The 21139-nt window shown below is 65.3% G+C and carries 20 protein-coding genes and 1 pseudogene; 7 read left to right on the top strand and 14 right to left on the bottom strand.

Annotated elements, in window-relative coordinates; translation table 11 throughout:
• Positions 1–37 precede the first annotated feature (37 nt).
• Both AU187_RS25615 and AU187_RS24640 read left to right on the top strand, forming a co-directional pair.
• Positions 38–202, top strand: a complete 165-nt coding sequence (locus AU187_RS25615) for a hypothetical protein (RefSeq protein WP_156425646.1) — start codon at positions 38–40, stop codon at positions 200–202.
• A complete protein-coding gene (locus AU187_RS24640; protein ID WP_059101559.1) occupies positions 203–1663 on the top strand; it encodes an alpha,alpha-trehalose-phosphate synthase (UDP-forming) in 1461 nt (486 codons plus the stop codon).
• On the opposite strand, the gene AU187_RS24635 is transcribed toward AU187_RS24640, so the two are convergent.
• The 12 genes from AU187_RS24635 to AU187_RS24580 form a co-directional block, all read right to left on the bottom strand.
• A complete protein-coding gene (locus tag AU187_RS24635; RefSeq protein ID WP_059101560.1) occupies positions 1650–2138 on the bottom strand; it encodes a mammalian cell entry protein in 489 nt (162 codons plus the stop codon). The genes AU187_RS24640 and AU187_RS24635 overlap by 14 nt on opposite strands.
• Positions 2138–2830: an Rv1363c family protein gene (locus tag AU187_RS24630; protein WP_059101561.1), complete on the bottom strand. Its 693-nt coding sequence runs from the start codon at positions 2828–2830 to the stop codon at positions 2138–2140. The genes AU187_RS24635 and AU187_RS24630 overlap by 1 nt, the downstream gene beginning before the upstream one ends.
• Positions 2827–4638, bottom strand: coding sequence for a virulence factor Mce family protein (locus AU187_RS24625; RefSeq protein WP_059101562.1), 1812 nt, complete (start codon positions 4636–4638; stop codon positions 2827–2829). The genes AU187_RS24630 and AU187_RS24625 overlap by 4 nt, the downstream gene beginning before the upstream one ends.
• The gene (locus AU187_RS24620) at positions 4638–5834 is read right to left on the bottom strand and encodes an MCE family protein (protein WP_059101563.1); all 1197 of its coding nucleotides are present in this window, start codon (positions 5832–5834) and stop codon (positions 4638–4640) included. The genes AU187_RS24625 and AU187_RS24620 overlap by 1 nt, the downstream gene beginning before the upstream one ends.
• Positions 5831–7237 (bottom strand): MCE family protein, encoded by a 1407-nt coding sequence (locus AU187_RS24615; RefSeq protein WP_059101564.1) that lies wholly within the window; start codon positions 7235–7237, stop codon positions 5831–5833. Before AU187_RS24615 ends, AU187_RS24620 begins: the two co-directional genes overlap by 4 nt.
• Positions 7238–7245: 8 nt before the next feature.
• Positions 7246–8292, bottom strand: coding sequence for an MCE family protein (locus tag AU187_RS24610; protein ID WP_059101565.1), 1047 nt, complete (start codon positions 8290–8292; stop codon positions 7246–7248).
• Complete coding sequence (locus tag AU187_RS24605; protein ID WP_059101566.1) at positions 8285–9319, bottom strand: MCE family protein; 1035 nt, start codon at positions 9317–9319, stop codon at positions 8285–8287. The genes AU187_RS24610 and AU187_RS24605 overlap by 8 nt, the downstream gene beginning before the upstream one ends.
• Entirely contained in the window at positions 9319–10509 is a 1191-nt protein-coding gene (locus tag AU187_RS24600) for an MCE family protein (protein ID WP_059101567.1), read from the bottom strand. The genes AU187_RS24605 and AU187_RS24600 overlap by 1 nt, the downstream gene beginning before the upstream one ends.
• A gap of 11 nt (positions 10510–10520) precedes the next feature.
• Positions 10521–11375, bottom strand: a complete 855-nt coding sequence (locus tag AU187_RS24595) for an MlaE family ABC transporter permease (protein WP_059101568.1) — start codon at positions 11373–11375, stop codon at positions 10521–10523.
• Entirely contained in the window at positions 11375–12136 is a 762-nt protein-coding gene (locus tag AU187_RS24590; protein ID WP_059101569.1) for an MlaE family ABC transporter permease, read from the bottom strand. Before AU187_RS24590 ends, AU187_RS24595 begins: the two co-directional genes overlap by 1 nt.
• Positions 12137–12395: 259 nt before the next feature.
• Positions 12396–13310 (bottom strand): 3-oxoacyl-ACP reductase, encoded by a 915-nt coding sequence (locus tag AU187_RS24585; RefSeq protein ID WP_059101570.1) that lies wholly within the window; start codon positions 13308–13310, stop codon positions 12396–12398.
• A gap of 45 nt (positions 13311–13355) precedes the next feature.
• A complete protein-coding gene (locus AU187_RS24580; RefSeq protein WP_015309489.1) occupies positions 13356–13547 on the bottom strand; it encodes a ferredoxin in 192 nt (63 codons plus the stop codon).
• A gap of 144 nt (positions 13548–13691) precedes the next feature.
• On the opposite strand from AU187_RS24580, the gene AU187_RS24575 reads away from it, so the two are divergent.
• From AU187_RS24575 to AU187_RS25290, 5 genes and pseudogenes are all read left to right on the top strand, one after another.
• Positions 13692–14873, top strand: coding sequence for an acyl-CoA dehydrogenase family protein (locus AU187_RS24575; protein WP_059101571.1), 1182 nt, complete (start codon positions 13692–13694; stop codon positions 14871–14873).
• Between the two features lie 11 nt (positions 14874–14884).
• On the top strand, positions 14885–15982 hold the full coding sequence (locus tag AU187_RS24570; RefSeq protein ID WP_059101572.1) for an acyl-CoA dehydrogenase family protein: 1098 nt from the start codon (positions 14885–14887) through the stop codon (positions 15980–15982).
• Position 15983: 1 nt separating this feature from the next.
• The gene (fadD17, locus tag AU187_RS24565; protein WP_059101573.1) at positions 15984–17483 is read left to right on the top strand and encodes a long-chain-fatty-acid--CoA ligase FadD17; all 1500 of its coding nucleotides are present in this window, start codon (positions 15984–15986) and stop codon (positions 17481–17483) included.
• 85 nt (positions 17484–17568) lie between these two features.
• Positions 17569–18132, top strand: a complete 564-nt coding sequence (locus tag AU187_RS24560; RefSeq protein WP_059101574.1) for a DUF6597 domain-containing transcriptional factor — start codon at positions 17569–17571, stop codon at positions 18130–18132.
• Positions 18075–18215: pseudogene (locus AU187_RS25290) on the top strand (LpqN/LpqT family lipoprotein); the annotation flags it as partial. The gene AU187_RS24560 and the pseudogene AU187_RS25290, both read left to right, overlap by 58 nt.
• A gap of 79 nt (positions 18216–18294) precedes the next feature.
• Here AU187_RS25290 and AU187_RS24555 read toward each other — a convergent pair.
• Together AU187_RS24555 and AU187_RS24550 are read right to left on the bottom strand one after the other, a co-directional pair.
• A complete protein-coding gene (locus tag AU187_RS24555) occupies positions 18295–19425 on the bottom strand; it encodes an NAD(P)H-dependent flavin oxidoreductase (RefSeq protein ID WP_059101575.1) in 1131 nt (376 codons plus the stop codon).
• A gap of 19 nt (positions 19426–19444) precedes the next feature.
• The gene (locus tag AU187_RS24550) at positions 19445–21133 is read right to left on the bottom strand and encodes an acyl-CoA synthetase (RefSeq protein ID WP_172800352.1); all 1689 of its coding nucleotides are present in this window, start codon (positions 21131–21133) and stop codon (positions 19445–19447) included.
• Positions 21134–21139 lie beyond the last annotated feature (6 nt).

Here is a 21139-nt window from a genome sequence, read left to right as displayed (position 1 = left end):
GGACCGCAGCGAGGGCTCCTTCGCCTAGAGTTGTCGTATGCCTGCCAAATCAGATTCCGCCGAACTCGGCGACGTCGAACCGCTCGCCGACAGCACTGCCCGCCAGGCGCGGCGCGTTGTCGCCGCATACGCGACGGACGCCGACGAATGCCGGGTCTTCCTCTCGATGCTCGGCATTGGACCGTCGAAGCTCGAGGCGTAAGTGACGCCGGGAGGCGGTCCGAGGGCCGGCTCCGGGAACGCCGACTTCGTGGTGGTGGCCAACCGGCTGCCCATCGACATGGAGCGGTTGCCTGACGGCAGCACCACCTGGAAAAGAAGCCCCGGCGGGCTGGTGACAGCCCTGGAGCCGTTGCTCCGCCGTCGGCAGGGGGCGTGGATCGGCTGGCCCGGCATACCCGATGCCGATGACGCGCCGATCGAGCAGGACGACATGACCCTGTGCCCGGTCAACTTGTCCGCCGACGACGTCGCCGAGTACTACGAGGGCTTCTCCAACGCGACACTGTGGCCGCTGTACCACGACGTGATCGTCAAGCCGATCTACCACCGCGAGTGGTGGGACACCTACGTCGAGGTGAACCGGCGCTTCGCCGAAGCGACCGCGAAGAACGCCGCACAGGGCGCGACAGTCTGGGTGCAGGACTACCAACTGCAGTTGGTGCCCAACATGTTGCGCACGCTGCGGCCGGACCTGACCATCGGCTTCTTCCTGCACATCCCGTTCCCGCCGGTCGAATTGTTCATGCAGATGCCGTGGCGGACCGAGATCGTCGAGGGCCTGCTCGGCGCGGACCTCGTCGGCTTCCACCTGCCGGGCGGAGCGCAGAACTTCCTCATTCTGGCGCGACGGCTGGTGGGCGCCAACACTTCCCGTGCGACGATCGGTGTCCGGTCGCGGTTCGGTGAGATCGATGTCGGCTCGCGCACGGTGAAGGTCGGCGCCTTCCCGATCTCGATCGACTCGACGGCCCTCGACCAGCAGGCGCGCTCGCGGTCGATCCGCCAGCGAGCCTTGGAGATTCGCCACGAGCTGGGCGATCCCCGCAAGATCTTGCTGGGTGTCGACCGGCTGGACTACACCAAAGGCATCGACGTGCGGCTCCGGGCGTTCTCCGAACTGCTCGCAGAGGGCAGGGCCGACCGCGAGGACACCGTGTTCGTGCAACTCGCGACACCGAGCCGGGAGCGGGTCGAGAGCTACATCGAGATGCGGCAGGACATCGAACGCCAGGTCGGCCACATCAACGGCGAGTACGGCGAGGTCGGGCATCCGATCGTGCACTACCTGCACCGCCCGGTGCCGCGCGACGAGTTGATCGCGTTCTTCGTGGCGGCCGACGTCATGCTGGTGACGCCGCTACGTGACGGGATGAACCTGGTCGCCAAGGAGTACGTGGCATGCCGCAGCGATCTGGGCGGCGCGCTGGTGCTCAGCGAGTTCACCGGCGCCGCAGCCGAATTGCGTCAGGCTTACCTGGCCAACCCGCATCACCTGGAGGGCGTCAAGGACGCCATCGAGGCGGCGCTGAACCAGTCACCCGAGGAGGGTAGGCGCCGGATGCGGGCGCTGCGCAGGCAGGTGCTTGCCCACGACGTCGACCGGTGGGCGCGGGCGTTCCTGGATGCGCTGGCCTCGACCGAAGAAGCTAAATCGGAGTGATGTAGTTGATCAGCCAATGGCCGTCGATGCGCTTGTATTCCACGCGCAATCGCGCGCCGTCATAGATCGGCTGATCGCGGTTTGACTTCTCCGACACCGTCCGATTGATGTAGACCATCACGGCTGCCGAGTTGCGCTGCGCGTCCATTACTCCCACGCCGACCACGTTGGCTTGGCTCACCACTTCCCGCTCCCGAGCCTGCGGGATGATGTCGGAAAACGCCCTGTCCTCGAACTCTCTGCGGTATTCCGGCGTCAGCAGGTTGTAGGCCTCGGTGAGGTTGCGCTCGACGGTTTTGTAGTCGTAGGTGAACACGGTCGGGATCTGCTTCTGCGCAAGCGGTCCCAGCAGGTCGCGGGCGGCTTGCTCGCCACGCGTCTCCACTCGCTGCCAGTACAGCGCACCGCCCACCGCGGCCAGGCTCACGAACGCCGCAGCCACCAGGCCCGCAACCAACCTCACAATCCAGCGCATCAGTTGCCGCCGTTGGGATAGTTGAGGTCATAGGCGGTCATTCGACCGTCCTCATCCTCGTGGACGATTATCCGCAACCGGTAGGGTTTCGACGGTCTGTTGTTCCCGTGCATGTCGCTTGCCGTGACCCGCGCCGACACCAACACCGATGCGTTATTGCTGATGTTGTCGATGCTCTCGAGCGCGGCGCCGTTGATCACGGCCTCCGAACTGCCACCGGTCTCCCGGAAAATGGCCTTGAGATTCTCGACATTGTTGCCCTGGCTGAACATGTCGCGCAACGGCCCACTGGTGCCGTTGTAGAAGCGGTCGACGCTCTCGTCGATGGTGTCCTGCTTGAAACTGAACATGTTCACCACGGTCTGCGTCGCGGTGTCGACGAACTCTTGGTTGCGCGCTTGCACCGCTTCTGCGTTGTTCCGCTGGACGATCAACACCGCCACCGCACCCCCGAGTGCGCTCATCGCGACGAACCCGAACATCAGGACAAGCGTCACGACCAGCCGACGGTGCGCCGGTCGGCGGGGCGGTGGCGCGACCGCAGGCGTCTTGCGGGCGGGTGTCGTGCCGGCCGTAGCCGGTGTCCCGACGCGCACCGCGGTGGCGTCGGCGGCCTTGCCGCTGGCCGGTCCGGCGGGCCGGGATGCGCGGCGGCGAACCGCCTGACGCGGGCGGGTGGAAGTCGATGTCATGTCTGCCTCGGATAAAGCATGAGATCTAGCCAATTCTCCTGCGGCTGGATGTTAGCGGCACCAGCCGCGTATACGCCGGTACCGCCGGCCGGGTCGATGAACACACCGCTGTTCTGGTCGTACGTACCGTAGACGGTGCTGTTCGCTTGCGCTGCGAGTGGCTGACCCCCCGGCGCAAGTGAGGCGGGCGCCGAGGCCTGCGGCTGGGGGGCCCCAGGTGGCGGCGGCGCTGCAGGAGCCGGGCCGGGCGGTGGCGGGGGCCCGTAGGGCCCGGCGAACACGGGCGGCGGGTTGGTCGCCCACCCCGGCGGGACCGCCGGCGGCGGCCATGCCTCCGGATACGGCGCCGGCGGTATCCAGGCCGTCAACGGTGGCGGCGGTGGCCCTTGGTTCGGCGGGGGAATATACGGCCAAGGCTGATGCGGCGCTGGGCCCGGGCCGGTCTGCACCCCCGGGGGAACCAGACCTGGCGCGACGGGATAGCCCGGGTCTGGGTCATTCTCGGGTGGAATGTATGGGAACTTGTTGGGGGGCAGGATATTTCGCCCGTCCTCAGGCGTGTCGTCCTCCATGACGTCCATCGGCGTGCCGATCGGCACCGGCGGACCGCGCCATGGACTGTTTCCGATCGGGACGTAGCCGCGCGGGTCGCGGCACAACTGGATTGTGGGCGCGCGCTTTCCGGGGAACTCCTGGCACGGGTAATTCCTCGCGCCACGCACCACCATCGGATCGTTCTGCGCAACTTTGCAATACATGTCCGTCGGCAGTTCACGCAAAGTCGTGTCGCCAGGTGTGCGAATCTCCGACGGCGGCAAGAACCCCGTGTTGCAGGGTGGCGGGTCGTTGATCGAGATCTTGAAGTCCTGCTTGCCACCTTCGTCAACGGGAAGCTGGCCGCCGATTGTCAACAGCGCCGCTTGCAGGGCGGGGAAGATCACGAGCGCCTGTTCGATCGACTTGTGATAGATCACGCCGACGCGGCCGAAGTTGGCCAGATTGGCCGCGAGCACCGGGAACGACGGACGGATGCCCGAGAAAGTCTCGCTGGCTTCGGCTGCCGCCCCTGGCGCGGTCGCGAGCAACGAACGCAGCTGCGGGTCGGCACCGGCCACTTCGCTGGTGAAGCGTGCAAGTCCGTCGGCCAACGACCGGATGTCATCGCCGCTGCGAACCTGCGCTTCCAAGAGCGGCCCGGCCTGATCGATCAGAGCCGAGGTCTGCGGCCAGCTTGCATTGGCCTCGTCTATCAGCCTCCGTGCCGACTCGATCAGCCGCGCCAGTTCGGGCCCGGAGCCGTTGAACGCCTTGAACGTCTCGCTCAACAGGTCCTGAAGCCGGGTGTTGTCGAGGCTGCTCACCAATTGGTCTGCCTCACGCAACAACTCGGTGACTTCCTGTGGTATCGCCGTGCGCTCCTTCGGAATGGTTGCGCCATCCCCCAGCACCGCCGAGGAGGGATCATCGGGCGGAACGAAATCTACGTATTGTTCGCCGACCGCGGACACGCTCTTGACGGTGGCCGTGGAGTTCGCCGGGATTTTGATATCGCTGTTGAGCCGCATGTGCGCGGCAACGCCGTCGGCGGTCAGCTCCACGCCCTCGACGCGTCCGGCTTGCACGCCGCGGAAGGTGACATTGGCGTTTTCGTACAATCCGCCGCCGGCGACGAAATTCGCCGACACCTGATACGTACCCAGGCCGAGCCGGGCGGGAATACGTACGTACAACAGGGCTATCGCGCCGACCGCAAGCACGGTCACGATGACGAAGACCCACAGCTGGATTTGCGTAGTTCGAGTGAACATTACTCGGGCGGCACCTCCTGACCCGACGCAGTGCCGGGCGGGATCTTGAACGGGTCCGCGGCCTGCCCGGACAGGTTCGCCATCTGCCCGGTCAGAAACTCCGGCGGGTTGACGACTTCAGAGAGTCGCTTCATGTTCGGGTCGAAAAACGATGTGGTGAAGATAGTTTCGCCGAGCCGGCGGATGGTCAGGTCGAATGTTTCGAAGATGTTGAAGTAATCGCCCCTGGCCACTCGATGCAGGTTCTTGCCCGGGAAGGGGAAGGTCGCCAAGCTGTCAAGGCTGGTCACAAGATCTGCGCGATTGTCGTTGAGCGGCTTGATCACCGCGTACACATCGATGATGTCCTCGGCGAAATCATCCTTGGTTTCGGAAAGGATGCGCGCCGACACAGTGGCCAGGCGCCTCAGCGCGGCGAAAGCGTCGACAATATGGGCACGGTTCTCGTTGAGTACTTTGAGCGCCCCGGGAAGAGTGTCCAGCGCGCGGCCCAAACTGTCCTTACTACGCGCGAGAACTCCCGCGAATCGGTTCAGGCCCTCGGCTGTCGCGATGATGTCTTCGGTCTGCCGATTCAGTGAGGAGGCGAGTTCGGCGAGTCGCGGTATCAGGTCGGCGAACTGGCCCTGGCGGCCGGCCACCGCGTTGTACACCTCTTGCGTGATGTCTTGCAGCGCCCCGAGGTTGCCCTTGTTGACAACCACGCCCAACGCCGACAGCACTTCCTCGGTAGACGGATAGCGGCTGCCCTGGCTCAGCGGGAGCTGAAGCCCGTCGCGCAGCTCACCGACCGGCGGTTCGTCGACCGGAGGTGCCAGCTCGATGTGCTGCGACCCCAGCAGCGATGTCTGCGCGACCTTCGCCGTCGAGTTGGCCGGCAATTTGACGTCTTCGTCCAGGGCGAGTTTCACCGCGGCGTAGAAGCTGCCGTCGGCCCGCTGAACCGCCTCGATTCCCGACACGCTGCCGACTGTGACGTTGTCAATCATCACGGGCGAGTTTTGTGGGAGCGTGGCCACGTCGGGCACCTCCACGGTGATCGAGAATGCGCCTTTGCCGTGGCCTGCGGTGCCCGGCATGTTCAGCGAGTTCAACCCGCCGAACTGACAGCCGGCCAGCAGTACCACGCCGGAACCGATGGCCAGGGTTCGGCGAGTCGCGCGACCCGCATTGATTCGCACTAGCTTGCGTGTCATTGTCCGCCTCCATGCGGGACGGCGGCCTCGGCCGGAAGTGGACCGGGTGCAGCTGGCGCAGGCGGTACACCCGGAATCGGACCAGGAGGGGGACCTGGCGGCGGTACCACTGGGCCGAGCGTGTACGGCTGCGCCGGTGGCGGGGGCCCCGGAACCGCAGGTTGAGGCAGCAGCAACGCGCTGGGATCTCCCGGATCGCCCTGCCGTGGCGGGAATCGCCCATCGGCCGGTATCCACTCCAAATACGGGATGTAGGTCTTCGCCTTGGCCTCCGTCGCCGGGGTGTCATAGATGACCTGACCCTTGTACGCGGTGATCGTGTTGATCCCGTGCGACATGAAGGGCGGGTAGTTGACCGCCAGGCGCTTCAGCACCGGGGCCATCCGCTGGCGACAGATCTCGGTTCGCTTGTCGTAGTCGGGCGTTCCAGCGGCGTCGAAATTACCGCAGACGAATTGCACTGGGTTGGCGAACTCCGGCAGGCCCAGAACGCCGTTAGCGGTGCCCTGAGCCGGGTTGTAGATGTTGTAGAAGTTCGCCATGGCGTTGGGCAGGACATGCAGGATCTGCTCGACGTCATCGGTCTGCGTTGTCAGGATGCTGGTGAAGTCGGTCAGCCTGTCGATGCTGCCTACCAGCGTCCGGTTGTTCTCGTCGAGGAAGCCGCGGACGTCCGACAACGCCTGGTTGAGGCTGCCCAGGGTGTCGTTGAGGCCCACCGAGCTGTCGGCCAACACCTGCGATACCGAGGCCAAGTGTCCACTGAATTGCACGATTTGCTCGTTGCTCTTCGAGAGCGCGTCGACCAGGATCTGCAGATTCTTCACGGTGCCGAACAGGTCGGCACTCGAGTCGCCCAGCCGCCCTGCGGTCTGCGACAGTTCGCGCAGGGCTTCCCGGAATGAGTCGCCGTTGCCGTCGAGCGTGTCGGCGGCCTGATCGACGAACTTGCTCAGTGGGCCCTGGACTTGGCCTTCCGACGGTCCGAGCTGCTGGCTGAGCCTGGTCAGCTCGGTCTTGACGTCGTCCCACTCCACCGGCACGGCGGTGCGGTCGAGTTCGATGGTGCCGCCGTCCTTCATCGCCGGGCCGCCTTCGTAAGCGGGGGTGAGCTGGATGAACCGGGCAGCCACCAGGTTCGGCGCCATCATCACCGCGCGGGCGTCGGCGGGTACCTTTACGCCGTCCTTGACATTCATGGTGATCTTGACGGCATCGGCCTGCGGTGTGATCGATTCGATCGAGCCAACCGGAACGCCCACGACGCGGACTTCGTCGCCTGGATACACGCCCGCCGCCGAGGCGAAGTAGCCGACGATCCTGTACGTGGTGGCTCGTGGCCATACCACGGACACACCACCGATAAGCGCCAGCAGCAGTGCGGCGATTAGTCCATAACGCATCCAGCGGCTCACGGTGACTTCGGCCTTATGATCAGCCGCTCGGTGAGGAACCCGCGCAGCATGTCGGCCAAGCTATCCGGGATCTTGCCCGGTTGGAAGTAGAGATCCAGCAGCAGAGCCTCGGTCGTACTGTTTGGTACCGCGTTGGGCAGGTTCACCTGGAAACCGGGCGCCGAGCCGACCGCCTCGCCGAGGGCGGTGGCGTACGGGGGCAGACGCTTCAGCGCCTCGCTGATGTGTTCGCGGCGTTCGAGCAGGTTGTCCAGTACCAGATTCAACTTCCTCAGGGCCGGGCCGAATTCGCGGCGGTTATCGGCGACAAACCCCGAAATCTGCTCTGAGACATCGTCGATGCCTGCGATCAAACTACTCAGAGCGGCCCGTCGTTCATCGAGAGCGGCGAAGAGCTGATTGCCGTCGATGATGAGTTTATTGACCTGACCGGCCCGGTCGGCGAGCACCGCGGACACCGACTTTGCGCGCGACAACAGCTGGCCCAACGCTGCATCGTTGGCATTGATGCTGCGCGACAACGTGGCCACCCCGTCGAGCGTTCGGCGCAGCTCCGGCGTCGCGTCGCGGAATGAATCGGTCAGTACCTGCAACGCCTGGGTCAACTGCTCCTTGTCTAGAGCGTCGGAGTTCTGAGCGAGATCTTGCAGTGCGGTGTTCAAGGTGTACGGAACCGTCGTGCGGCTCAACGGAATTGATGTCACCGATCCGCTACCTTGTGGATCGATCCCCAACGACCGCTCCCCCAGAACGGTGTCGGTCCGGATCGATACGAGCGTCTGATCCCCCAGCCTGACCTTGCGGTCAACCGTGAATGCCACCTTTGCGACGGTGCCGGCGAGGGCAACATCGGTCACTTTGCCGACCGTGATACCGGAGACGTTGACGTCGTTACCCGGCGAGATGCCGCCGGCGTCGGCGAAATAGGCCTCGTAGGACTTGCCTTGGGGATAGAACGGCAGGCTGGTGTAGCCGAACGCAACGAACAAGACCAACACCACGATGATGATTCCGAAGATGCCTGCCCGGAGCGTCTTATCCATTGTCTGAGCACCTACCCTTCGACATGTCCGGCACAGACATAATCGGCAGGATGATGTCGCTGCCTGCGGGCCCGTTGAACTTGAGCTTCACTTCGCAGATGTAGTAGTTGAAGTATGACCCGTACGCACCAAGTGAATTGAGCCGCAGGTAGTTCTCGGCCAGTGGTTCGATGACGCTGTTGACCTCGGCCTTGCGGTTGTCGAGTTCGGTTGCCAGCGGACGAAGGTTCTCGAGCACGCCCTGGAGCGGTCGTCTCGAATTGACCAGCATGTCGGTCAGATCCGCTTCCGCGGAAGCCAGCGGAGGAATCGCCCCGGCGATGGGATCCCGGCCCTGAGCCAGTCCGCTGACTAGCTTTTGGAGCTCGTCCACGCTGGCGTCGAACTCGACGCTCTTCTCGTCGATGGTGCCCAGCACCTCGTTGAGATTTCGGATCACCTCCGAGATCACCTGGTAGCGATCGCCCAAAGCCTGGCTGAATGACCCTGTCTCCGAGAGCAATTGGGAAAGCGCGCCACCCTCACCCTGGAGCAATTCGAGGATCGCATTGCTGATCTGATTGACCTGCTCACCATTGAGACCCTTGACCACTGGGCGCAGGCCGCCGAGCAAGGCGTCCAGATCCAGGGCCGGCTGGGTCTGGTTGATGGAAACCATGCCACCCGGCGGCAACTTTCGAAGCTCGCCCGGACCCGAGGTGATCTCCATATACCGGTCGCCGACCAGGTTTTCGTAGCGGATCACGGCTCGCGTCGACGTATACATCTGGTACTTCTTGTCGAGGGTGAACGCCACATCGACCGTATTGTCGGGATTCAGCTTGACACTTTCGACAGTGCCGACCGGAACCCCGGCGATGCGCACGTCGCTGCCGCCCTCCAGCTTGGAAGCGTCGCTGAACGTGGCGTGGTAGCTGTTGGTCTTGGCGAACCGGAACTCACCGAAGATCACCACCAGACCGACGGCAACCATCAGCATGACCACCGCGAAAATGCCCACCTTGAGCAGAATCCCTCGGTGGCCCATCAGAAGTCGTCCCGTTCTGCGAAGGCGCCGTTGAAGAGGAACTGGAACGTCGACGGAGCGTCGACCTGCACCTCGGTGAACGGCTCGTACGGGATGTAGGCGTTGTCAGTGACCAGGAATGGTGACCTGTAGAACGAGCCGCCAATCTCCTTGCTGGGCAGGTCGGGCAGGCCGCGGCAGTTCGGGCCGCCCGACGCGTTCACGATCGGCAGACTCTCTGGATAGGTGTACGACGGCACGCCCAACACGAAGCTGGAACTGACCATCGCCCCAGGCTTGTAGCCACCGAGGATGGCCGCGCCCCGCTCGGCTCCCCTCGCGACACCCTGCACTATGCAACCGAGTACCGGCGAATAGTCGCCCAGCACTTTCAACGGCGCCCGTAACCGCTGGATCGCAGCAATGTAGTCGTCCGCCGCGGGCTCCAGCGTTGCGGATCCCTCGTTCGCCACCCCGATTGCCGCGAGCAACGTCGCGTTCAGGTTCTCCCGCTCATCGACGATTGTCTTACTGATCGTGGGCACATTCTCGATCACGGTCACCAGGTCGGGGCCGGCATCGCCGTAGATGTTGGACACCGTCGCCGTCTGCGCGAGCAGCGACTCGACCGTCGGCAACTTTGGATTCAGTTGGGCGAGATACTGATTCAGATTCGCCATGGTGGAGCCGAAGTCGTCACCGTGACCGCGCAGGCCCTCTGCGATCGCCGAGATGCTTGCGTTCAGGTGGATGGGATCGATCTTGTTCAGTACATCGATCAGGGTCTGGAACAACGTGTTGGCTTCCAGCTGAACCGCGTCGGCCTGCACAACGGCGCCGGGGCGTAGCGACGTATCGGACGGGCGCTCCGGCGCAAGGAACTCCACCGACTTTGCGCCGAAAACCGTTGTGCTGCCGATACGCACCGGCGCATTCGATGGAACGTAGCCCAGCTCGTCACGGTTGATCGCGAGCGTCAGCGTCGCGTGTTCACCGGAATACTCGATGTCTTCGACCTTGCCGATTTGGATACCGCGGTATTTGACCTTGGCGTCCTTGTCCATCACCAAACCAGCGCGCGGAGCGGTCACCGTCACTGTGTCGGTCGGGGTGAATGCGGCGGTGTAGGCGAGATAGGTGAACACCGAGAACGCCACGATGATCGCCGCCAGCACTGCAGCGGCGATTCTGATCGCGGAGGTCCTCGACATGATGCTCTCCTCTAACCCGACAGGTTGAAGTTACCGGTCGCGCCGTACACGCCCAGGGAAATGAACAGGGTAATGATGACCACCACGATCAGCGACGTCCGAACCGCCTTTCCCACAGCGACGCCCACGCCGACCGGGCCGCCGGATGCGTTGTAGCCGTAGTAGGTATGCACCAGCATCACCGCGACCGCCATCACAATGGCCTGAGCGAAGGACCACAGTAGATCTGTCGGTATCAGAAACGTGTTGAAGTAGTGGTCGTAGAGACCGCCGGACTGGCCGTTGACGTACACGGTGATGGTGCGGGCCGAGAAGAACGCCGCCAGCGTTGCCAACGAATACAGCGGAATGATCGCGACCAGCCCGGCCACGATGCGGGTGGACACCATGTATGACACCGAGTGCACGGCCATTGATTCGACGGCATCGATCTCCTCGCTGATGCGCATCGCGCCCAGTTGGGCGGTCGTGCCCGCGCCGATGGTGGCGGCGAGCGCGATACCGGCGATGATCGGCGCAACGATTCGCACGTTGAGGTAGGCGGACAGGAATCCGGTCAGCGCCTCGATACCGATGTTGCCGAGCGACTCGTAGCCCTGCACCGCGATGACGCCGCCGGATGCCAGAGTAAGGAAGGCCGCGACGCCGACCGTGCCGCCGATGAGGATCAGCGCGCCGGTGCCCAACGTCATCTCCGCGATCAGCCGGATCGTCTCTTTGCGGTAGCGCCGCACCGCGTTTGGTATGTATCGGACCGATTCGGCGTAGAACAGTGCCTGCTCGCCAAACGAGTCGACGCCGTCGACCAGCCCACCGAACGCCCGCCGCATCCGCAGCGTGATGTCGTAGTTCCCCAGCTGGCTCATCAGCTCAGAACCCGAACGCCGATTGCGGTCATCAGCACGTTGATCACGAACAGGCAGATGAAGGCGTAGATGACGGTCTCGTTGACGGCCTCTCCGACGCCCTTGGGTCCGCCCTTGACGGTGAGGCCGCGGTAGCAGCCGACGAGCCCCGCCATCACCCCGAACAACAGGGCCTTGACTTCTGAGATCACCAACTCGCCCAATCCGGTCAGAATGGTCAGACCGTTGATGAACGCTCCGGGGTTCACTCCTTGCAGGAGCACGGAGAACACGTAGCCACCGCAGAGGCCGATCGCGATCACCAGACCGTTGAGCAACAGCGCCACACAGGTCGACGCCAGTACGCGCGGCACCACGAGCCGTTGAATCGGATCGATGCCGAGCACCCGCATCGCATCGATCTCTTCGCGAATGGTGCGCGCGCCTAGGTCGGCGCAGATTGCAGTCGCACCAGCGCCGGCGATGACGAGCACGGTCGAGATCGGACCCAGCTGAGTCACCGTGCCAAACGCGGTACCGGAGCCGGACAGATCCGCTGCACCAATCTCGCGCAGCAGGATGTTGAGGGTGAACGCGACCAGGACCGTGAACGGAATCGAGATCAGCAGCGTCGGAATGAGCGAAACGCGCGCGATCATCCAGGTTTGCTCGAGGAACTCGCCGAACTGGAAGGGGCGACGGAACACGGCCCGGAGAGTCTCGAGCGACATCTGCATGAACCCGCCGACAGCCCGCGTCGGAACCGTGAGCTGTTCGATCAACCTCGGCTCCGTTCTCCGGCAGATGCTCGGCGCGTGCGTCGTGGCGAATAAAGCGAATCGCGTTGCCGCGGCGGGCTTCCCACCCCTTGTTTAAGCGTGGCTCTTAGTGAGCCGGATCATACTAACTAGAACAAGTTCGCAGTGTCAAAGAACCGGAAAAGGAGTCGAAATTGTGATCTTTGCGCTGGTCAAGACAGGTGTGATGCAAATCATTCTAGAACGTGTTCTAATGCCGGTCGGCGTTTGACGCCCGAGACCGTCAGTCTTGCTCGGCCATCAGTCCGGTGGCCGCGAAACACTTCTGCGGATCACGTCCAGCAAAGTAACTTCTCAGCGTTTCGGACAGGTCCGCCGTGTCCCATTCAGCGGAATCCGAACTGAACTGTGCCTCGACAGTCGGCGCTGCCACCAACGTCACCGTTGGACCGTAGACGATGAACAGCTGTCCGTTAACCCCCTCCGCCGCGGGCGAGGCCAGGAAGCGGACGAGGTTCACGACGTGCTCCGGCGACAGCGGGTCGATCTGCCCCTCTGCAAGTTCCGGTGCCTCGCCGAACACGTCCGCGGTCATCGCGGTGCGGGCGCGCGGCGCGATGGCGTTGGCCCGTACCCCGTAGCGTTCGAGCGCGCGCGCCATCGACAGCGTCAGCGCGGTGATGCCGGCCTTGGCCGCGCCGTAGTTGGCCTGCCCGACCGGCCCCACCAGGCCGGCCTCCGAGGAGGTGTTGATGACCCGGCCGTAGACCTGTCCGTTGTTCTCCTTGGCTTTCGCCCGCCAGTACGTTGCGGCGTTGCGGGTCAGCAGGAAGTGCCCCCGCAGATGCACGGCGATCACCGCGTCCCAGTCCTCGTCGGACATGTTGAACAGCATCCGGTCGCGGGTGATGCCCGCGTTGTTGACGACGATGCCCAGGCCGCCGAGACCGTCGGCCGTTTCGACCAGTTCGTCGGCCGTCGACCGTTCGCTGATGTCACCGGCGACCGCGACGGCCTTGACGCCCGCGCCGGTGATCTCGTCGATGACGTCGGATTTGTCCAACGCCGCGGCGATGTCGTTGACGACGATGGTGGCGCCCGCCCGGGCGAGGCCGATGGCCTCCGCGCGGCCCAGTCCGGCGGCCGCGCCGGTTACCACCGCTACGCGGCCGGACAGGTCGTTGGCGTCAGTGCTCATGCGGCTCCTCGGGTGGCCGGTTTCGGCGTCAATTTATGAATACCTCTAGTCTCTGCGGATCAGTGCGGCCCGGGGGCACTCGGCGATCGACTGCTCCGCCAGATCCTCCTGGTCGGCAGGCACCGGGTCGGCCTTGACCACCGCATAATCCTCGTCATCGAGATCGAACAGGTCCGGCGCGATTCCCACGCATACGGCGTTACCCTCGCAACGGTCCCGGTCCACTTCCACTCTCATCACAACCTCCTCGCGGTCAGAGCTGCTCCGAGCCCAGTGTGGCACCGGTCTGGACCCCAAGACTAGAACGTGTTACAACCGGGGGTGAACGCGGGCTGGCTCCCGGCTGCCACTTCGTGCCTCTACAGAAGTTAGGACAAGGCGATGCGAATCGGCTACACCCCAGAGCAGGAAGAGCTGCGCCGCGAGCTGCGCTCCTACTTCACCAAGCTGATGACCCCCGAGCGGGCCGAGGCGCTGGCGTCCAACGACGGCGAGATGGGCCGCGGCAATGTCTACCGCGAGACCGTCGCTCAGATGGGCAAGGACGGCTGGCTCACGTTGTCGTGGCCCGAGGAGTTCGGCGGCCAGGCCCGCCCGCCGATCGACGGGCTGATCTTCAACGACGAGGCCGCGCTCGCCAACGTGCCGGTCCCGTTCCTGACCATCAACAGCGTGGCGCCGACCATCATGGCGTTCGGCACCGAAGAGCAGAAGAAGTTCTTCCTGCCCAAGATCGCCTCGGGTGATCTGCACTTCTCGATCGGGTACTCGGAACCGGGCGCAGGCACCGATCTGGCGTCGCTGCGCACCACCGCGGTTCGCGACGGCGACGACTACGTCATCAACGGCCAGAAGATGTGGACCAGCCTGATCGCGTACGCCGACTACGTCTGGCTGGCGGCCCGCACGAACCCGGACGCCAAGAAGCACCGCGGCATCTCGATGCTGATCGTGCCGACCACGGCGGAGGGGTTCTCGTGGACGCCGGTGCACACAATGGCCGGCGTGGACACCAGCGCGACGTACTACCAGGACGTGCGGGTGCCGGTGACCAACCTGGTCGGCCAGGAGAACGCCGGCTGGAAGCTGGTGACCAACCAGCTCAACCACGAGCGGGTCGCGCTGGTCTCCGCGCAGCCGATCTTTCTGGCGCTCAACGGCGTTCGAGAATGGGCGCAGAACACCAAGGATGTGCACGGCAACCGGTTGATCGACTCGGAGTGGGTGCAGCTGAACCTGGCCCGGGTGCACGCCAAGGCCGAGGTGCTCAAGCTGATCAACTGGGAGTTGGCGTCCTCGGACGAGGCTGCACCCTCGCCCGCGGACGCTTCGGCGGCCAAGGTGTACGGCACCGAGTTGGCCACCGAGGCCTACCGCCTGCTGATGGAGGTGCTGGGCACCGCCGCGACGCTGCGCCCCGATGCGCCCGGCGCGCTGTTGCGCGGGCGGGTCGAGCGGATGCACCGCAGCTGCCTGATCCTGACGTTCGGCGGCGGCACCAACGAGATTCAGCGCGACATCATCGGCATGGTCGCGCTCGGCCTGCCCCGAGTGAACCGGTAAGGATTGTCGACATGGACTTCAAGACGACGGAAGCGTCCGAGGACCTCGGCGGGCTGGTGCGCACCATCGCCGACTCGGTCGTCACGCCGGAGCGCCAACGCGAGCTCGACGGCCTCGATGAACGATTCGACAAGACCCTCTGGGCCAAACTGATCGAGGCCGACGTGTTGTCGGCGGCATCCCCGGAAGCGGTGGGCGGCGGCGGATTCGGTGTGCTCGAGCAGGTCGCGGTGCTCGTCGCGCTCGGTCGACAGCTCTCTGCAGTGCCTTACCTGGAGTCGGTCGTGCTCGGCGCGGGCGCGCTGGCCGCGTTCGGTACCGAGGCGCTGCAACAGGAGTGGGCGGTGCCCGCGGTCAAGGGCTCGAAGATCCTGACGATCGCGCTCGACGGCGAAATGGGTGAGGGGCCGGTGCAGGCTCAAGCAAGCGGGGCTCGGTTCCGGCTCACCGGCTCACGCACGCTGGTGCCGTTCGGACCGGTCGCCGATGCGTTTCTGGTGCCGGCCGAAACCGATTCGGGCACAAAGGTGTTTCTGGTGGCGGCGACCGAAGCGGGGGTAGCGGTCGAGTCGCTGAGCACCACCGGGCAGGGCAGTGTGGGGCATCTCGAGCTGCGCGGTGTCGAGCTGGGCGCCGACCGCGTCGTCGGTGATGCCGACACCATGGCGTGGCTGGTGACGCGAACCACCTTGGGACGCAGTGCGTTCCAGTTGGGTGCGCTCGAACGCGCCTTGGAGCTCACCGCGGAATACGCTCGGGAACGTGAGCAGTTCGACCGGCCGATCGGTAGCTTCCAGGCGGTGTCGTCGCGGTTGGCCGACGGCTACATCGACGTCAAGGCGCTGCGGTTGACGGTCACCCAGGCCGCGTGGCGACTCTCCGAGAACCTCCCCGCCGACGTCGACGTGAACACCGCGGCGTTCTGGGCCGCCGATGCGGGCCACCGCGTCGCGCACACCACGGTTCACGTACACGGCGGCGTGGGCATCGACACCGATCACCCGGTGCATCGCTACTTCCTGGCGGCCAAGCAGACCGAGTTCGCGGTCGGCGGCGCCACCGGACAATTGCTGCGCATCGGCCGGGAGTTGGCCGACACGCCCGCCTGAGGTGAACGAACTTCCCACCGTCGCAGGACTGTTGACGCCGCTGATCGACGTCGACGACCGCGGGGTGTACTTCGAGGAGTCGTACACACCGTGGCGTGAACACATTCGGTACGGCGCCGCGGTGGCGGCGACGCTGCGCGCTCGCCTCGACCCGGACCGGCCCCCGCATGTCGGCGTGCTGCTGCAGAACACCCCGTTCTTCTCGGCGGTGCTGGTGGCCGCGGGGCTGACCGGCATCGTGCCGGTGGGACTGAACCCGGTGCGACGCGGCGCGGCACTGCGACGCGACATAGAACACGCCGATTGCCAGGTGGTGCTTGCCGATTCAGCGTCGGCGTCGGCGCTCGGCGATGTCGACCACATAGACGTCGACTCCCCCGAGTGGGCGGCCGAGGTGAACGCGCACCGCGACGCGCCGGTGCAGGTGCGGACCGCCGACCCCGGCGACCTGTTCATGTTGATCTACACCTCGGGCACCAGCGGCGACCCCAAGGCGGTCAAGTGCAGCCAGGGCAAGGTCGCGATCGCGGGCGTGACGATGACGCAACGCTTCTCGCTCGGACCCGCCGACACCTGCTACGTCTCGATGCCACTGTTCCACTCGAACGCTGTGTTGGTGGGCTGGTCGGTGGCGCTGGCGTCACAGAGTTCACTGGCGTTGCGCCGCAAGTTCTCCGCATCGCAGTTCCTGCCCGACATCCGCCGGTTCGGTGCGACGTACGCGAACTACGTGGGCAAGCCGCTGTCGTATGTGCTCGCCACCACCGAACGGCCCGACGACGCGGACAATCCGCTGCGGGCGGTCTACGGCAACGAGGGCGCGCCGGCCGACATCGAGCGCTTCGCCGAACGATTCGGTTGTGTGGTCATGGACGGCTTCGGTTCCACCGAGGGTGGTATCGCGATCGCGCGCACGCCCGATACGCCGCCGGGTGCATTGGGCCCGCTGCCGCCGGGCACCGACATCGTCGACGTCGACACCGGCGAGCCGTGTCCGCCCGGCGTGACCGGTGAACTCGTGAACGCCTCGGACACCGGACGTTTCGAGGGCTATTACAACGACCCCGATGCCGATGCCGACCGGATGCGCGGCGGTGTCTACCACAGCGGCGACCTGGCCTACCGCGACGAGCAGGGCTACGCCTACTTCGCGGGCCGGCTCGGCGACTGGATGCGGGTCGACGGCGAGAACCTCGGCTCGGCACCGATCGAGCGGGTCCTGCTCAGGCATCCCGACGTCGTCGAGGTCGCGGTGTACGGAATACCGGCGCCGGACGTCGGCGATCAGGTGATGGCCGCGGTGACGCTCGCCGAGGGCACCGCATTCGATCCCGGCGGATTCCGCGACTTCCTTTCGGCCCAACCGGACCTCGGCCCCAAGCAGTGGCCGTCTTTCGTCCGGGTCAGCGAAACGTTGCCGCGCACCGAGACGTTCAAGGTGATCAAGCGGCAGTTGGCTGCCGAAGGCACCGAATGCGCCGACCCGGTGTACGAGGTCTAGTCCCTTTCGCCGAAACTGAACACAGATCGTCATTTCGGCGTGAATCGCAATCTCTGTGCAGTTTCGGTGATCCGGCGCGGGCTTCGTGTCGTCGCCCGTCGGTAGCCTGGCGGGCGTGGGATACCGCGAGTTCGCGTCGCCCACGACGCTGAGCGATCTCGTCGAGTGCGCCTGGGTGACGCACGGACCGCCCGCACCCGTGCGGGTGCTGCCGGACGGCTGCATGGACCTCATCCGGATGGACGGGCGGATCATCGTGGCGGGCCCCGACACCACCGCGGCGACGTCGGTACGCGGCACCGAACCGGTGCTGGGGCTGCGCTTCCGGCCCGGCGTGCTGCCGCGGCTATTGGGCATGCCCGCGGATCGGCTGCGCAATCAGCGGGTACCGCTGGCCGAAGTGCGGCCCGGGACGGGACAGTCCCGGTCGCTGGTAGAGCTGGCGGTCCGGCTGGCATCCGACGACCCGCGAGCCGAGACCGCGCCGTGGCCGCTGCCGCTGCTGCGCCGGGTGACGGGGCAACTGGCCGCCGGGTCGACCGTCGACCAGGTGGCGGCCGAGATGGGGTGGTCGCGGCGCACGGTTAGCTCGTCGCGCAGAAGACCGTCGTCATTCCCGGCCCCGACGGGGTCTATGTGCTGCAGCTGAATGCGGACGCGTTGGAGACCCAGGCGGACGTCATCGGTCCCGCGACGTTGGCCATCGACGACGGAACGACGATCGGCTTCTGACCACGCGCCGAGTGCACGCTCCAGGTACGGAATCACGCCAAAGGCGTACGTGAGCCGTGCACTCGGCGAGTGAAGACCGTCAGCTTTCGCGGATCCCGTCGAGCCGGCGGGACGCCTCCTCGAAGCCCTGCACCAACTCGGCGATGATGTCGGCGACAGGGCGGATTTCGTTCATCCGGCCGACGATCTGGCCCACCGGCATCGCGACGGTGTCGGGGTTGTCGGACTCGTTCATCCGCTGATGGGCCTCGCTGACGAGGATGTTCTGCAGCGGCATCGGCAACGGCTCCGGCGCATCGGGGGCATCCCACGCGTCAGTCCACTTGCTCTTCAACAGCCGCGCGGGCTTGCCGGTGTAGATGCGGCGGCGCACGGTGTCACTGGAGTTGGCGCGTAGCAACGCTTCCTGGATCGTCGACACGCCGCTGGGCTTGCGATGGCCGAGGTCATATTCGGCCGCCGTCAGGAACGCCGAACCCATCCACACTCCGGACGCGCCCAGCGCCAGCGCGGCGGCCACCTGCCTGCCGGTGCCGATACCGCCGGCCGCCAGCACCGGAGTTTTATGGCCAAGCGCGCGCAGCCCATCGACGATTTCCGGCCACAGCACCATCGATCCGATTTCACCGGTGTGTCCACCCGCCTCGTGACCCTGCGCCACCACGATGTCGACGCCGTTCTCGACATGCCGCTGGGCATGCTTGGCGCTACCGGCCAGCGCCGCGACCGGCACTCCCGCCGCATGCGCCTGGTCGATCACGTCCTTCGGCGGGGAACCGAGCGCGTTGGCGATCAGCTTGATCGGATGCCTCAGCGCGACCTCGACGTGCGACCGGGCCACCGAGTGAAGCCAGCCGAGCACACCCTCGTTGCGCTCCCCGTCGTCGGGAAGCGGCGGGACCCCAAGGTCGGCAAGGGTTTTCGCGACGAAGTCCCGGTGGCTCTGCGGGATCAGCTTGTCGATGTCGACCGCCGTGCCCTCCTGCGGCACCTTCGCAGGCATCACCACGTCGACGCCGTAAGGTTTGCCGTCGGTGTTCTCGTCCATCCAGCACAGGACGCGCTCGAGGTCGTCGGCGTCGTTGAACCGCACGCAGCCCAGCACCCCGAGTCCGCCGGCCTTGCTGACCGCGGCGGCAACCTTTTCCGACGGCGTGAAGACGAAGATCGGGTACTCGATGCCGAAGCGATCGCACAGTTCGGTGCGCATCTCTATTTCTCCCGTCGCGTCAGGACGCGGTCCCGACGTGGTTGGCGTGCGCATCGTCGGCGGCCCGTTCCTCGGTGATGTCCTTGGCCCACCGGTAATCCGGCTTACCGGCCGGCGTCCGGTGGATCTCGTCGACCCACCAGACCTTGCGGGGCACCTTGTATCCCGCGATCTCCTGGCGCACGAACGTGTCGAGGTCCGCGAGCGTCGGGTGGGTGCCGGGACGGCGATGCACCACCGCAGCGACACACTGGCCGTAGCGCTCGTCGGGCACCCCGACCACGAGGGCGTCGAACACGTCCGGGTGCCCCTTGAGCGCGGCCTCGACCTCCTCGGGGTAGATCTTCTCGCCGCCGCTGTTGATCGACTGCGAACCGCGGCCGAGCATCGTGACGGTGCCGTCGGCTTCCACCTCGGCGAAGTCGCCCGGAATGGCATAGCGAATTCCGTTGAACGTCTTGAACGTCTCGGCCGTCTTCTTCTCGTCCTTGTAGTAGCCGACCGGGATGTTGCCCTTCTTCGCGATCATGCCGCGCACTCCGGAACCGGGCTTGACCTCGTTGCCGTCCTCGTCGAGGACGACGGTGCGGTGGTCGATCGTGACCCGCGGTCCGCCGGTGTGCGACTGCCCCTTCGCCACGATGCTGGTGCCACCGAAGCCCGTTTCCGAGGATCCGATCGAGTCGGTGATCACGCGGTTCGGCAGGAGCTCGAGGAACTTGTCCTTGATGCTGCTGGAGAACAGCGCCGCCGTGCTCGCGAGCAGGAACAGGCTCGACAGGTCGGGCTCCTGGCCGGAGTCGTGCAGTTTGGTCAACGCATCCAGCAACGGGCGGGCCATCGCGTCACCGGTGAAGAACAGCAGGTTGACCTTGTGCTGCTCGATCGTCTGCCACACTTCGTCGGGGTCGAATTCCGGTGCCAGCACGGTCGTTTGGCCCGAGAACAACGACATCCAGGTCGCTGACTGGGTTGCACCGTGGATCATCGGCGGAATCGGGTAGCGGACCATCGGCGGGTTCTCGGCAGCGGCCTTGGCCAGGTCGTACTCGTCCTTGACGAACTCACCCGTCGCGAAGTCGGTGCCGCCGAACAACACCCGGTAGATGTCTTCATGGCGCCACATCACCCCCTTGGGGAAACCCGTGGTGCCGCCGGTGTAGAGCAGGTAGATGTCGTCCGCGCTGCGCGGGCCGAAATCCCGCTCAGGCGAAGCCTGCTCGAGCGCGGAGTAGAACTCGACGCCGCCGTAGCGCTCGAAGTCGTCGTCCGACCCGTCCTCGACAGACAAGATCGTCTTGACGTTCGGCGTCTCCGGCAGCACGTTGGCGACGCGGTCGGCGTAGCGGCGCTCGTGCACCAGCGCCACCATGTCGGAGTTCTCGAACAGGTACTTCAGCTCGCCCTCGACGTAGCGGAAGTTGACGTTGACCAGGATGGCGCCGGCCTTGACGATGCCGACCATCGCGATCACGATCTCGATGCGGTTGCGGCAGTACAGCCCGACCTTGTCGTCCTTCTTGACGCCCCGGTCGATGAGATAGTGGGCCAGGCGGTTGGCCTTGTCCTCCAACTCGGCGTAGGTGAGCTGGTCGTCGCCGCAGATCAGGGCGACGCGGTCTGGCACAGCATCGATGGCGTGCTCGGCGAGATCGGCAATGTTCAGGGCCACGGAACCTAAACTAGAACGTGTTACATTTTCATTCAAGTCTGT

This window comes from Mycobacterium sp. IS-1556, assembly GCF_001499985.1.
Taxonomy (GTDB): Bacteria; Actinomycetota; Actinomycetes; order Mycobacteriales; family Mycobacteriaceae; genus Mycobacterium.
The sequence above is the reverse complement of the archived record's forward strand: the minus strand, read 5'-3'. Positions and strand labels throughout refer to the sequence as shown.